Consider the following 13,395-nt stretch of genomic DNA (forward strand, 5'->3'; position numbering starts at 1 on the left):
ATCAGGCAACGACGCCGACCCACACCTTTGCGCTTCAGGGCAAACTTGGTTGCATGGAATCTTCACAAGAGATCACTACCCAAGGCTCAACAGTCGAGGATTGGACCAAGGCCCTGGCAGAGTCCAGCGGATCACCGGGTGGAGGCGCGGGAACCGGCGTGATGCTGGCCGTTGCAGCGTCCCTGGCGTCCATGGTCGCGGGTTACACAGAGGCGCCCGGGCAGGAGTTGGCCGAGCTGCACGTCCGGGCCCGCTCCCTCCGCGAAACCGCCCTTAAGCTGGCTGACGAGGATGCAACGGCGTCGAAGGCTTTCGGTGCGGCCTTCCGGCTTGATCCTGGCCCGGACCGGGAGCAGGCAATCCACCGTGCATCCGTCGATGCTGCCAAGGCCTCCGCTGTGCTCGGCGACCATGCCATCGACGCCATCGAGGACTTGGGATGGCTTGCTGCCCACGGGAACCCAGCACTTATTGCCGACGTCGTGGTGGGGTTTGGAGCCCTCAGGGCAGCCATCGCAGGAGCCCGCACCAACGTGAGCTTTGATCTCGGATCGCTCAGATCCGCAGGCGCGACCCTTGATGAAATCAAGGAAAAGCACCCTGGATTGTGGGCAACGGTAGGCCGGCTCAGCGATGCCCTGGACCGGATTGACGAGCTGGTGGCCGCCGTAGATGACAAGGCTGCACCTACTGACGGCCACTGATTCCCGACGGAACGCCGGCCTCCTGCACACCCGGCTACTGCACACCCGGCTACTGCACGCTCGCTTACTCCGCCTTGGGAACCCTCCGGAGCACGACGGCGGCAAGCACTGCCGCTCCGGCCATCAGTACCAGCCCAATCGCCGCAGTGATGTGGACGCCGGACTCGAAGGCTACCCGGGCGGCGGCTGTCAGTGCATCGGACAAAGGAGCGGGTAGTGCAGCCGCGGCATCCACGGCGCCGGCCAGCGTTTCACCCGCGTTCCCTGCCGCCTGCATGGACAAGCCCTCCGGGATGACGAGGTTGTGCTGGTAGGACGCGGTGAGGATAGAGCCCAGCACGGCGGTTCCCAAGAGCGAACCCAGTTCGTATCCGGTTTCGGAAATGGCGGACGCCGCTCCGGACTTGTCGGCCGGTACGGAGCCGAGGATGAGGTCGTTGGAGATGGTCTCCGCTGCGCCAACGCCAACGGCCAGGACAGTCAAAGCTGACAAGAGGAACACCGGTCCGCTGCCGTGGTCACCCACAGCCACCACTAAATAGCCTGCGGCGCTGAGGGTAAGTCCGCCGGCCACTACGAATCCTGGCCGGATGCGCTTTACCAGCGGGACCACCACCAGGCCGGCGATGACCGTTGCCAGGAGCGCCGGAATCATTGCAATGCCCGCTTCCATGGGGGACTGACCTTCAACCAGCTGCAAGTGCTGGGCGAAGAAGTAGATGAAGCCCGTCATGGAAAACAAGGACAGGACGTTGGCCACGATCGCTGTGCTGAACACCCTGTTGCTGAACAGGCGGACATCCAGCATTGGGTTCTCAAGTTGCCGCTGGCGACGGACAAACAGAACGCCCATCACCAGGCCGAAGACCATGAACGCCGCTGCCGACACCCCGAATCCGTGAACGGCGAATTCCTTGATGCCGTACACGAACGGAGCCATCGTGATCACGGACAGCCCGATACTGGGCACGTCCACGCGGCCGGGGTTGGCGTCCTTGGATTCGGGAATGAGGACCCTGCCGAAGGCGAGGAGCGGCAGGAGCAGGAAGGTCGCCACCAGGAAGACAGCACCCCACCAGAAGTGCTCAACCAGCCAGCCACCGAAGATCGGGCCAAGGGCAGCGCCACCAGAGAATCCTGCGGCCCATACGGCGATCGCGAGCCGCCGGCGGTTCGGATCAGCAAAGATGTTCCGGATCAGGGACAGGGTTGAAGGCATCAGCATCGCGCCGAACACGCCAAGGGCTGCGCGGCCGGCAATCAGCCATTCCGCGGAAGGCGCGAACGCCGTAGCAGCCGAAACCGCAGCGAAGCCGGTGCTGCCGATCAAGAGCAGCCGCCGTCGTCCGATCCTGTCGCCCAGGTTGCCCATGGAAACCAGCAACGCCGCCAACACGAGCGGGTAAGCATCGATGATCCATAGGAGCTGCACGCCACCCACGTCCAGGGAGCGGGCAATTTCGGGCAGGGCGAACGTGAGCGCGGTGTTATCGACGGCCACCAGCAGCACCGGGAACATCAAGAGTGCCAGGGCCGTCCAGTCGCGCCAAGGTGCGCCTCCACCCATGACAGGACGAGCGGAACGGGGAGCTTGGGTCGAGGACGGCGTGAACATGACAGCTACTGTACCGTCCAGACGGTACAGTTTCAAATTAAGCGCCGTCGACCCCGTAGGGAATGATGTACACATGCCACGAAAACCAGTTGCCCGGGATGCGGTCCTGGATGCCTACGAAGCCCTCCTCATCGAGGTGGGGGAGCGGGCCGCCACCCTCGATGCCGTTGCCAAGCGGGCGGGCGTCTCCAAGGGTGGGCTGCTTTATCACTTCCCCAGCAAGGAATCGCTGATCAGCGCCCTGCTTGAGCGCCTGGATCGGTTGGCCCAGGAAGACGTCGAGCAAATGAAGGCTGCGCCGGACGGTTCTGCGGTTTACTTCATCCGCTCCTCCCTGTGGGCGGGAACCCCCATGGATCGGGCTTTGGTCGCTGCCACAAGACTGGCCGAAGTTGCGCATGAGGAGACCCGCCGCAGGTTTGCCGGAATCCAGCAGCAGTGGTTGGACGTCCTGGCCGAGGATGTTGGTCCGGAGGTTGCCAAAGCCGTCAGTTACATGGGCGACGGCCTGTATTTCAATGCCATGTTCGAGGGTGGCCAGGAAGGCGGCAAGGCCGGGCGGGAGGCCGACGTCGAGATCCTCCTTGGCATCCTGGACCGGCTCCGCAAGTAGCGGGCCATCCATTTGCGGCGACGCCCCCGACGTAGGACAATTGAGCCTTGTGGTGCGTCTTCACAGGGGCACGCAAAAAATTGAATATGCCTTTGATCTGCGGCGGGAGAGTCCCGCAAGCAAGTGATGCGGGCGCCGTAGGAGCAAACCCTCCCCAGGAATCTCTCAGGCCCACGCACCGCCGCGGCGAGGCAACTCTGGAAAGTAGCAGGCCTTTTGCTGCGCCCTTTTGGCGCGGAAGAAGTGCTGTGCTCACCGACGGTGCAAGCGATCGTTGTTCAAGCAACACGCGGAAACTCTCAGGTCCAATACAGAGCGGGGAGGAACCCGAGCCGCTGTGGCGTACCTAAACGCCGCCCAAGTAATGGAGTTCCTTCGTGACGGTTAGTTCAGCCTCCACCACCTTCGTCGACCGGCATATTGGCGCCCGCCGCCAGGCCGACATTGAAACCATGCTCAAGACGGTCGGCTACGACACCGTTGATTCCTTGGTTGATACTGCCGTCCCCAATGACATCCGTCAGGACGTTGCCCTCACCCTTGAAAACGCGCTCAGCGAAGTTGAGGTGCTGGCCGAGCTGCGCAAGCTTGCGTCCAAGAACAAGACCGCCGTCCAGATGATCGGGCAGGGGTACTACGACACCGTCACGCCGCCGGTTATCCGCAGGAACATCCTGGAGTCCCCGGCCTGGTACACCGCGTACACGCCGTACCAGCCGGAAATCTCCCAGGGCCGCCTCGAAGCTCTGCTGAACTTCCAGACCATGGTCCAGGACCTCGTGGGCCTGCCGATCGCCAACGCCTCCCTGCTGGACGAAGCAACGGCAGTGGCGGAGGCAGTCCTCATGATGCGCCGGGCCAATAAGTCCACCGGACAAAACGCAGCCGCCAGGGACGGGAAGACCGTCCTCGACGCCGACTGCCTTCCCCAGACCATTGCCATCGTGAAGGGCCGTGCCGAGGCACTCGGCTTCGAGGTTGAGGTCGCTGACCTTTCGCTCGGCCTCCCGGAAGGCGCCATCAACGGCGTCGTCCTGCAGCAGCCCGGCGTTTCCGGCCGCGTGTTCGATCACTCCGCCGTCATCGCTGACGCCAAGGAACGTGGCGCGCTCGTCACCGTGGCTGCAGACCTGCTCTCGCTGACGCTCATCACGCCTCCGGGCGAGCAGGGCGCCGATATCGCCGTCGGCTCCGCCCAGCGTCTGGGCGTTCCGCTGTTCTTCGGCGGCCCGCACGCCGCCTACATGGCCGTCCAGAAGGGCCTCGAGCGTTCCATGCCGGGCCGTCTGGTGGGCGTTTCCAAGGACGACGCCGGTGTCCCCGCCTACCGCTTGGCGCTGCAGACCCGTGAGCAGCACATCCGACGCGAGAAGGCCACGTCCAACATCTGCACTGCCCAGGCCCTGCTTGCCATCGTCGCCTCCATGTACGCGGTCTACCACGGCCCCGAAGGCCTGAAGGCAATCGCCGAAACCGCCCACGGTCACGCGCGCACCCTTGCAGCGTCACTGAAGGCCGCCGGCGTCGAGGTCCTTCACACATCCTTCTTCGACACCATCACCGTCCGCGTTCCCGGCAAAGCTGCCGGGATCGTAGCCGCTGCCGAGGCCAAGGGAATCAACCTGCGCGGCATTGACGCTGATCTGGTGGGCATTTCTGTTGACGAGACCACTACCTCAGAGATTGTCCGCGGCGTCCTGGATGTCTTCGGCGCTTCGGTCACCGAATCCGCCGAAGGTTTCTCGCTGGAATCTTCCGTTGAGCGTACGAGCGACTTCATGCAGCACCCGGTATTCAACACGCACCGCTCCGAAACCCAACTGCTGCGCTACATCCGCAAGCTTTCGGACCGGGACCTCGCCTTGGACCGCACCATGATTCCGCTGGGTTCCTGCACCATGAAGCTGAACGCAACCGCCGAGATGGAAGCAATCTCCTGGCCGGAGTTCGCCTCGATCCACCCGTTCGCTCCGGACTCCCAGACCGCGGGATGGCGTGAACTCATTGCCGACCTCGAATCCCAGCTGACCGAGATCACTGGGTACGACCAGGTTTCCATCCAGCCGAACGCCGGTTCCCAGGGTGAGCTCGCCGGCCTCCTTGCGATCCGCGGCTACCACCTTTCCCGTGGCGACGAGCAGCGCAATGTGTGCCTTATTCCTGCCTCGGCCCACGGCACCAACGCGGCCTCGGCTGTGCTCGCTGGCATGAAGGTAGTAGTGGTGGCCACCGCTCCCGATGGCACCATCGACCACGTGGATCTCAAAGCCAAGATCGAAGCCAACCGGGACGCCCTCTCGGCCATCATGATCACCTACCCGTCTACGCACGGTGTATACGACGCCGATGTCCGGGAAGTCTGCGACGCTATCCACGAAGCCGGCGGCCAGGTCTACATCGACGGCGCAAACCTCAACGCACTCGTTGGGCTCGCCCAGCCGGGCAAGTTCGGCGGCGACGTCTCCCACCTGAACCTGCACAAGACCTTCTGCATCCCGCACGGCGGCGGCGGACCCGGTGTTGGCCCGGTCGCTGCAAAGGCACACCTTGCCCCGTTCATGCCTGGCGACGCTGCTTCCTGGACCGAAGGCAACGACGTTCCGATTTCGGCATCCCGTTTCGGTTCGGCCGGTGTGCTCCCGATTTCCTGGGCTTACGTGAAGCTCATGGGTGGCCAGGGGCTCACCGAAGCCACCAAGTCCGCGCTGCTCGCTGCGAACTACATTGCTTCCCGCCTCAACGAGCACTTCCCGGTGCTCTACACCGGCGAAGGGGGACTCGTGGCCCACGAGTGCATCCTGGATCTCCGCGAACTGACTGCCCGCACCGGCGTCACGGCAGAGGACGTTGCCAAGCGCCTCATCGACTTCGGTTTCCACGCTCCCACACTCGCGTTCCCGGTTGCCGGCACTTTGATGGTGGAGCCGACCGAGTCCGAGGACCTCGTGGAGATCGACCGCTTCATCGAGGCCATGATCACCATCCGCGCCGAAATCGAGCAGGTCGCCACCGGCGATTTCACTGTTGAGAACTCGCCGCTGCGCAACGCACCCCACACAGCTGCCGCCGTCGTGAGTTCTGCATGGGACCGCGACTACACGCGGGAGCAGGCAGCGTTCCCCGTCCACCACCTTAAGCAGGACAAGTACTTCCCGCCCGTCGGACGCATCGACGGCGCTGCTGGCGACCGCAACCTGGTGTGCTCCTGCCCGCCCCTTGAAGCGTTCGAGGACAACACCGAAGACTTCGAGAACTAAGGACGCTCCCGCAATGACTGAGAACTACACCGCTCTCTACGAAGAGCACAAGAAACTCGGCGCGTCCTTCACGGACTTCGGCGGCTGGCAGATGCCGCTCAAGTACGAGTCCGAGCTCGCCGAACACCACGCCGTCCGCAAGTCCGCCGGCTTGTTCGACCTCTCCCACATGGGCGAAGTCTGGGTGACAGGCCCGGACGCGGCAGCGTTCCTGGACTACGCCCTGGTGGGTAAGATCTCCGCCATGGCCGAGGGCAAGGCCAAGTACTCGTTGATCTGCCAGGAAGACGGCGGCATCATCGACGACCTCATCACGTACCGTCGCGGCGAGGACAAGTTCCTCGTGGTGCCGAATGCTGGCAACGCCAAGGTAGTGGCTGCAGCGCTGTTGGAGCGCGCAACTGGTTTTGACGTGGTTGTTCAGGACGCCTCGGCCGAGACCTCGCTGATTGCTGTCCAAGGTCCGCGCGCCGAAGCCATCCTCCTGCGCCTCGTACCCGCAGAGCAGCACGCCCTCGTGACTGAACTGAAGTACTACGCCGCTGTTGAGGTGCCCTTCACATTCGACGGCGGTACTCAGGACCTGCTGCTTGCCCGCACCGGCTACACCGGTGAAGACGGTTTCGAGATCTTTGTGTCCAACGACTCCGCTGCTGCCCTCTGGCAGGCCATCGCCGACGCCGCGGAAGAAGGCGAGCTCACTCCCGCTGGCCTCGCTTCCCGCGACTCCCTGCGCCTCGAAGCCGGCATGCCGCTCTACGGCAACGAACTGTCCCGCGAAGGAAACCCGTTCGCCGCAGGACTCGGTCCCGTGGTCGCACTTTCCAAAGAAGGCGACTTCGTCGGCAAGGAGGCACTCGCTGCGCTCAAGGCCGACGGCGCCGGCTCCACCAGCGGGCGCAGGCTCGTAGGCCTCAAGGGCCTGGGCCGCCGCGCTGGCCGCAGCCACTACCCGGTCCTCAAGGATGGTGCAGTGGTAGGCGAAGTCACCTCCGGCCAGCCCAGCCCGACACTTGGCTACCCGGTAGCGCTTGCCTACGTGGATGTTGAGCACAGCGAGCTTGGGACCGCGTTGGACATTGACCTTCGGGGTAATAGCGAGCCGTTCGAAGTCGTTGCATTGCCGTTCTACAAGCGCCAAAAGTAGGCCGGGTCGGGTCCCGACACGCCTTAAGCCCGGCGGGGCCGACCTCCTCTGCATGCTCGGTCGCGATGGCGCCCGCTGGGCGGACGCGACGCTCCCTTGGACGCATGCTGCCGGAGGCCGGCCCCGCAAGGGGCGTGCACCTCACCAGGACGCGTGGCCACTTTGGCGATTCGTGAACCGCTTAATGCTGGGGGAGTGGCAACCTGCCGGGGGCTGGCCCGCGGGGTAATTCGGTGCCCCACCATCCAACCCAGCCATAGTTTTTTGATCAACCACAGTAAGGAAACAGAATGCCCAAAGTAGCGCCTGAACTTCAGTACTCCGACGAGCACGAGTGGGTTTCCCGCGGGGAGGGGAACCTGGTGTCTGTTGGCATCTCCGAGGTTGCAACCGACGCGCTGGGCGATATCGTGTACGTCGATCTGCCTGAGGTTGGTTCCACCGTGACTGCCGGTGAGACCTGTGGCGAGGTTGAGTCCACGAAGAGTGTTTCCGACCTCTACTCGCCGGTCACTGGTGAGGTCACCGAGATCAACGACGCCGTAGTGGGCGATCCTGCCCTGATCAACAACGATCCCTATGGCGCCGGCTGGCTCTTCAAGGTTGCGGCTGAGTCCGACGGCCCGCTGCTTTCGGCCGAGGAGTACGCCTCCAAGAACGGCGGAGACCTCTCGTAGGGTCAGTGGTTGGCCCGTCGGGGCCGACGTCCTCCGCGTGCTCGGTCGCGAAGACGCCCGCTGGGCGGACGTGACGCTCCCTTGGACGCACGCTTCCGGACGCCGGTCCCATGGGCCCGTTCCCGCAGCCGATGAGGTATTGCCAGTCCGTTTCGTGGGGTTGCTGCCGGAGATGCCGTGCGCACGGCATGTTCGGCAGGGGAGCCCCGAAATGGCCGCTGGAGTCCGCGGAGGACGTTGGCTCGAAGCGCCCATACAGCGCCCACTGTGGCGTAGCGTGGGATTGTAGAACTGAATAAAATTGCGACGCCGGGTTGCCGCCTTTGGGGGCCATCCGGCGTCGTGCTTCGGCCGTCCGCCGCCACAAGCGGGGAGGCCATCCGGCAGGACCATCTGCCGGACCGTTTCAAGCTGTATTAAGGGATCCCGACTATGGCTGTTGGTGTTTTCGATCTGTTCTCTGTGGGTATTGGCCCGTCGAGTTCTCATACTGTGGGGCCGATGCGGGCTGCTGCGGTGTTTGCTGGCGAGTTGCGTGAGTCCGGGGTGCTGGGTTCGGTGGCGGGGTTGCGGGTTGATTTGTATGGGTCGTTGGCTGCGACTGGCCGTGGCCACGGGACCATGACTGCGACGCTGTTGGGTTTGGAGGGGTTCCATCCGGAGTTGATCCTGCCTGATGAGGTGGAGGAGCGGTTGGCTGCGATCGCTGAGACGGGTGTGTTGAATCTTGCTGGTGCTGGCGTTGCTGGTGCGGGGGTGCAGTTGCGGTATGCGGTGGAGGATATGGTGTTGCATCCGTTGACGGTGTTGCCGCGGCATACGAACGGGATGAAGTTTGCTGTGGTTGATGCTGAGGGCGCCACGTTGCGGGAGGCGACGTTTTTCTCGGTTGGTGGCGGGTTCATTGTCCGGGAGGGGGAGGAGGACGCGGCGCGGGCGGAGTTGGAGGAGACGAAGGCGGAGTTGCCGTTGCCGTTCCGGACGGCTGCTGAGTTGCTGGGCCGGTGCTCCTCGAAGGGGTTGGGGATCAGCGACATCATGTTCATCAATGAGCGCGCGTCCCGGTCCGAGGAGGAGATCCGGGAGGGGTTGTTGCATATCTGGCATGTGATGGAGGCGTGTGTTGAGACGTCCTTGAAGCGTGAGGGTGTGTTGCCCGGGGGGTTGAGGGTCCGTCGTCGTGCTCCTGACTGGCTGGAGCGGTTGTTGAAGGAGGACAAGGACCGTAACGATCCGAAGTATTGGCAGGAGTGGGTGAATCTGATCGCGTTGGCGGTCAATGAGGAGAACGCTTCTGGTGGGCGGGTGGTTACGGCGCCGACGAATGGTGCGGCGGGGATTATCCCGGCGGTGTTGTATTACGCGTTGCATTATGCGCCGGGCATGGACAAGGCCACCCAAAAGGATAAGGACGATGTGGTGGTGAAGTTCCTGCTGGCTGCGGGGGCGGTGGGTGTGTTGTACAAGGAGCAGGCGTCCATTTCGGGGGCTGAGGTGGGCTGCCAGGGCGAGGTGGGTTCGGCGTCGTCGATGGCTGCTGCGGGGTTGGCCGAGGTGATGGGTGGTACGCCGGGCCAGGTGGAGAACGCGGCGGAGATCGCGATGGAGCACAACCTGGGGTTGACGTGTGATCCGATCGGGGGGTTGGTGCAGATTCCTTGTATTGAGCGGAACGCGATCGCGGCGGCGAAGGCGATCAACGCGGCGAAGATGGCGTTGTGGGGGGATGGGACGCACCGGGTGTCGTTGGATGAGGTGATCGTGACCATGCGCGAGACCGGCAAGGACATGTCCTCCAAGTACAAGGAAACCGCGATGGGCGGCCTGGCCGTCAACGTCGTCGAATGCTGAGTCTGTTCGCTGTCTGTCCCTAGTGCCATGCTGTATCCATGAGCGGGGGATACGACAAGGATTTTTTGCGGGCACGCGTTGAACTGCCCAGTCCGTCGGCAACGACGATTCTTTTGGACTACACGCACTTCTCCGTGCGCTTCCGGGCTCCCCGGAAGCTCGCGGCGATCGTGGGTGTCAACATCAGCGGCGGGGAACTGAGCCCTCTGGCCCGGGAAGGGACTTGGCATTTCGATGACAGGATCCCCAAGGAGCAGCAGGCTGGCCCGGACGTCTACAAAAACAATGCGTTCGATCGCGGCCACCTGGTTCGTCGCCTGGATCCCGTCTGGGGCGATCCGGCAACGGCCAAGAAGGCCAACCAGGATACGTTTGCCTTCACCAATGCCGCGCCGCAAGTGGACGACTTCAACCAGGGCAAGGAACTGTGGGTGGGACTCGAGGACCACGTGCTGGGCCATGCGGACGCGCACGATGCCAAGATAACCGTGTTTACGGGGCCCGTTCTTCTCGACGACGACCTCCCGTACAGGGGCGTGCAGGTTCCGCGGAAATTCTGGAAAATCGCCGTATGGACCAACGACGCCAAGCTGGCCGCCGCCGGCTTTGTGCTGGACCAATCGCCATTGCTGGGCAAGGTTGAACTGAAGAAAGCGATCGATCAACGGCTCCTGGAAGGCGAACCCCCGCCCCTGGGGCCGTTCCGGACCTTCCAGGTTCCCATCGGACAGATCGCTGACCTTACCGGTCTGAGCCTCACCCGGCTGGCCAACGCGGACCGCCTTGTGAGCGGCCAGCGGGAACTCGGCAAGGAACCCAAAGCCATCAAGTTGGAGAGCGCTGAGCAGATCCGGCTCTGAGCGCCCTCAAGACCCGTATTTAGACAGCTACCAGAGCAGGAAAAACCTCGATTATCAGCCGAATCGGGCTATTTTCCTACGCCCGATAGACTTGGGGCTGCATGTCCGCATGCGCACTTGCTTCTGAGCACCGATTTGAACACTGCACCAAACCCCTGAGATTGGACACGGCCACCTTGCGAGAATTTACCGCCCGCTTTGCCACCGCCGAGGAAATCGATAACTGGGACAAGCACGTCACAGCCAACCCCAATGGCGGCAACATGCTGCAGTCGGACGCCTACGCGGCAGTCAAGGATGGCAACGGCTGGTTGGTCCGCCGCTTGGTTCTGGAGACCTCCGAATACTCCAGCTACAACTTGCTTCTTGAGAAGAAGTTCCCTGTCCTTGGCCGCCTGTGGTACCTGATCAAGGGCCCGGACGCCGCCTCTGTGGATGACATCAACCCCATGCTGACCGCAATCGCTGCGCTGGCCCGTGAACAGAAGATGAACGTCTTCACCATCAAGATTGAGCCCGACGTCGTGGACTCGCCTGAGGTGGCGGCTCAGCTCAAAGCCGTGGGCTTGGTTAAGGCGCCAAATATCCAATCCAACGACTCAACAGCGCTGCTGGATATTTCGGCCCCTGCCAACGAAGTGTTGCGGAGCATTTCATCGCGGGCACGCAACGCCGTCCGCAGGGCAGAACGTGAAGGATGCGAAGTTCTCCCAGCTGAGCCTGGCGAGGAGACCTACCGCAAGCTCTACGCACTGATGCAAGACACCGTGAACGCCAAGGGTGCCATGCCGTTGCGGAGTTATGAGTACTACTCCCGTTTCTGGCACGAATTCTGCAGCCGCGGGCAGGGGCACTTCTTCTTTGTCCATGAGGACGGTGCACCCAGCGTCGGTGCTTTCGTTATCAACTATGGCTCCAAAGCAACCTACAAGGATGGCGGCTCCACGCAGAACCGCAAGCAATACGGTGATTCGCATCTGGTCCAATGGGCAGCTATCCAGCGGATGCAGGATCTGGGCTGCGTTGAGTACGATTTCTGCGGCACGCCACCTGCCGCCCGGATCAAGGACAAGACCCACCCACTATTTGGCATGGGCTTGTTCAAAACGAGTTTCACCAAGACCGTTACGGACTTCGTAGGCTGCTACGACCTCGTCCTCGGACGAATCCGGCATAAGCTCTGGCTCAAGGGTGCCGAACGCGTCTTCCGCCGGCTGGAAACCATGCGCACCGGCGGACAGTTCTACTAAGAACCGGCACCAACCCAACACACTTCAGGCCCGCCCCGGCCACCAACGGGTGCAAATCTATCTAGGTGAGGTAATTTCTTTGACTCCGATTGAGGCTGGAACCGGCATGGAATTCGTGATTCTCAATGACGCTGATTTCGAGACATTCGCAAAGGGACACCCGCAAGGCAGCTTCATCCAGTCCGTAGACCTGGCGCGGTTCCAGCGTGCCCGCGGCCAGGAGGTGGAGCTCTTTGGCGTAACCCGCGGCGGCAGCCTGATTGCCGCCGGAAAGCTCGTCTACACAGCCAACCGTTTTGGCTACAAGGTCTGCGACTGCGCAAAGGGACCACTGCTGGACTACAACGACGCCGAAACGGTGCGGTTCGTCGTCGAGCAGTTGAAAAAGCATGCGGCCTCCAAGAAGGCTGCTGAGCTGCGGATCTCGCCAAACGTCAAGTACATCGCCCGCGACGAGGACGGGGCGGAGCACCCGGAGGTTGAGGACAACCGTCCACTGCTGAATGAACTGGCAGGGTTGGGCTTCAAGCACCAGGGCTTTGACATGAATTTCGCGAACATCAATTGGATGTTCGTCAAGAAGCTGGACGGGATCGCCGATTCCGAAGAGCTCATCATGGGCATGAACTACCGCACGCGCAAAGCCATTCGGAAGGCCGAAAAGAACGGCGTTTACCTGGAGCAGGCCACGCTGGAAACGCTGGACGACTTCTACAACGCGCTGAGCACGGCCGGCGACGAAAAGGGCTTCACCTACCGCGAGCGTGAATACTACGAAGGACTGCTCCGCAATACCTCGGATGAGTTCACCAAGCTCATGATGGCCAAGATCAATATCCCCGAATACCGGGCGTCCATCACCGAGCGCCTGGATGCCGAAGCCAAGACTCTCGCGGACCTCAAACGAGAGGTCGAGGAAACCGGGAGCAAGAAGAAGGCCAACCGGGTCAAGGTTGTCCAGGATCTCGTGGACAGCTACGAGCGGAGCCTGAAGGACATCGAACGCTTCCCCGACTCGGTTGGAGTGGCTACGGTTGCGGCAATCCACTTCGCATGCTCCGGCGATGAAATCGTGTGCGTGATCGGCGGAACGGTGCAGGACTACATCTACTTCAACGGGGCAACGTCGCTCTACTGGGGCATGATGCTGCACGCGCTGAACAATGGCTACTCGCGGTACAACTTCTATGGCACGTTCGGCATTCAGGGCCAGGATGAAACCGGTCACGGCGGCTACGAATTCAAGAAGGGCTTCGGCGGCGAAGTGGTCCAACTGGTGGGCGACTTCGTTGTACCGGTGAATCTGCCGGTCTTCACTGCTTACCAGGCGGTCAGGAAGCTTGCAGCTGCCGCCAAGACGGTACTGGCAAAATTGCCGGAGCCCGGAAACCTGCTGAGGAAATTTCGGGTGAAGAACTAAT

At 62.5% G+C, this 13,395-nt stretch carries 10 protein-coding genes and 1 riboswitch; of the genes, 9 read left to right on the plus strand and 1 reads right to left on the minus strand.

What is annotated here, in order from left to right; genetic code table 11:
- The first annotated feature begins 53 nt into the window (after positions 1-53).
- A complete protein-coding gene (locus tag J2Y41_RS05275; protein WP_224093622.1) occupies positions 54-704 on the plus strand; it encodes a cyclodeaminase/cyclohydrolase family protein in 651 nt (216 codons plus the stop codon).
- A 64-nt stretch (positions 705-768) separates the two neighbouring features.
- Here J2Y41_RS05275 and J2Y41_RS05280 read toward each other — a convergent pair whose 3' ends face one another.
- Positions 769-2,319: an MFS transporter gene (locus tag J2Y41_RS05280; RefSeq protein ID WP_309926862.1), complete on the minus strand. Its 1,551-nt coding sequence runs from the start codon at positions 2,317-2,319 to the stop codon at positions 769-771.
- Positions 2,320-2,392: 73 nt separating this feature from the next.
- Between J2Y41_RS05280 and J2Y41_RS05285 the strand changes: the two genes are divergently transcribed.
- The 8 genes from J2Y41_RS05285 (at position 2,393) to J2Y41_RS05320 (ending at position 13,394) form a co-directional block, all read left to right on the plus strand.
- Entirely contained in the window at positions 2,393-2,932 is a 540-nt protein-coding gene (locus J2Y41_RS05285; protein WP_224093623.1) for a TetR/AcrR family transcriptional regulator, read from the plus strand.
- A gap of 93 nt (positions 2,933-3,025) precedes the next feature.
- Positions 3,026-3,123, plus strand: a riboswitch (glycine riboswitch).
- Positions 3,124-3,309: 186 nt separating this feature from the next.
- Complete coding sequence (gene gcvP / locus J2Y41_RS05290; protein WP_309926866.1) at positions 3,310-6,189, plus strand: aminomethyl-transferring glycine dehydrogenase; 2,880 nt, start codon at positions 3,310-3,312, stop codon at positions 6,187-6,189.
- A gap of 13 nt (positions 6,190-6,202) precedes the next feature.
- The gene (gene gcvT / locus J2Y41_RS05295; RefSeq protein WP_309926869.1) at positions 6,203-7,336 is read left to right on the plus strand and encodes a glycine cleavage system aminomethyltransferase GcvT; all 1,134 of its coding nucleotides are present in this window, start codon (positions 6,203-6,205) and stop codon (positions 7,334-7,336) included.
- A 290-nt stretch (positions 7,337-7,626) separates the two neighbouring features.
- Complete coding sequence (gcvH, locus tag J2Y41_RS05300) at positions 7,627-8,013, plus strand: glycine cleavage system protein GcvH (protein ID WP_223935990.1); 387 nt, start codon at positions 7,627-7,629, stop codon at positions 8,011-8,013.
- A 432-nt stretch (positions 8,014-8,445) separates the two neighbouring features.
- A complete protein-coding gene (locus J2Y41_RS05305; protein ID WP_309926873.1) occupies positions 8,446-9,864 on the plus strand; it encodes an L-serine ammonia-lyase in 1,419 nt (472 codons plus the stop codon).
- Between the two features lie 38 nt (positions 9,865-9,902).
- Positions 9,903-10,724 (plus strand): DNA/RNA non-specific endonuclease, encoded by an 822-nt coding sequence (locus J2Y41_RS05310; protein ID WP_224093626.1) that lies wholly within the window; start codon positions 9,903-9,905, stop codon positions 10,722-10,724.
- Between the two features lie 161 nt (positions 10,725-10,885).
- Complete coding sequence (locus J2Y41_RS05315; protein ID WP_224093636.1) at positions 10,886-11,974, plus strand: peptidoglycan bridge formation glycyltransferase FemA/FemB family protein; 1,089 nt, start codon at positions 10,886-10,888, stop codon at positions 11,972-11,974.
- A 106-nt stretch (positions 11,975-12,080) separates the two neighbouring features.
- On the plus strand, positions 12,081-13,394 hold the full coding sequence (locus J2Y41_RS05320; RefSeq protein ID WP_309926876.1) for a peptidoglycan bridge formation glycyltransferase FemA/FemB family protein: 1,314 nt from the start codon (positions 12,081-12,083) through the stop codon (positions 13,392-13,394).
- Position 13,395 lies beyond the last annotated feature (1 nt).

The sequence above is a fragment of the Arthrobacter sp. 1088 genome, assembly GCF_031455315.1.
Taxonomy (GTDB): Bacteria; Actinomycetota; Actinomycetes; order Actinomycetales; family Micrococcaceae; genus Arthrobacter.